Genomic DNA, 468 nt, shown 5'->3' with positions numbered 1-468 from the left:
GCGGTTCGAACCCGTCATCCTCCACCATTTCAATTTTATAATAAGCCGGCCTAGCTCAATTGGTAGAGCAACTGACTTGTAATCAGTGGGTTGGGGGTTCAAGTCCTCTGGCCGGCACCATCTCAAGAGCCATTAGCTCAGTTGGTAGAGCATCTGACTTTTAATCAGAGGGTCAGAGGTTCGAATCCTCTATGGCTCACCATTAAACGCGGGTGTGGCGGAATTGGCAGACGCACTAGACTTAGGATCTAGCGCCTTCACGGCGTGGGGGTTCGACTCCCTTCACCCGCATATGCAGAAGTAGTTCAGCGGTAGAATACAACCTTGCCAAGGTTGGGGTCGCGGGTTCGAATCCCGTCTTCTGCTCCATTATTTTGCCGGGGTGGCGGAACTGGCAGACGCACAGGACTTAAAATCCTGCGGTGAGTTGATCACCGTACCGGTTCGATTCCGGTCCTCGGCACCATC

The 468-nt window shown here is 53.2% G+C and carries 5 tRNA genes; all 5 read left to right on the top strand.

Annotated elements, in window-relative coordinates:
- The first annotated feature begins 44 nt into the window (after window positions 1–44).
- The 5 genes from HMPREF2802_RS08775 to HMPREF2802_RS08755 all read left to right on the top strand — a co-directional run bounded on the left by HMPREF2802_RS08775 (window position 45) and on the right by HMPREF2802_RS08755 (window position 466).
- A tRNA-Thr gene (locus HMPREF2802_RS08775) sits at window positions 45–120 on the top strand.
- 6 nt (window positions 121–126) lie between these two features.
- Window positions 127–202: transfer RNA gene (locus HMPREF2802_RS08770), tRNA-Lys, on the top strand.
- A 6-nt stretch (window positions 203–208) separates the two neighbouring features.
- Window positions 209–291, top strand: a tRNA-Leu gene (locus tag HMPREF2802_RS08765).
- Between the two features lie 3 nt (window positions 292–294).
- A tRNA-Gly gene (locus tag HMPREF2802_RS08760) sits at window positions 295–369 on the top strand.
- Between the two features lie 7 nt (window positions 370–376).
- Window positions 377–466, top strand: a tRNA-Leu gene (locus HMPREF2802_RS08755).
- Window positions 467–468 lie beyond the last annotated feature (2 nt).

The sequence above is a fragment of the Staphylococcus sp. HMSC071G07 genome (assembly GCF_001811435.1).
GTDB classification, from domain to species: domain Bacteria; phylum Bacillota; class Bacilli; order Staphylococcales; family Staphylococcaceae; genus Staphylococcus; species Staphylococcus pettenkoferi.
Note: the sequence above shows the minus strand (reverse complement) of the source record. Positions and strands in the feature narration are given on the sequence as shown.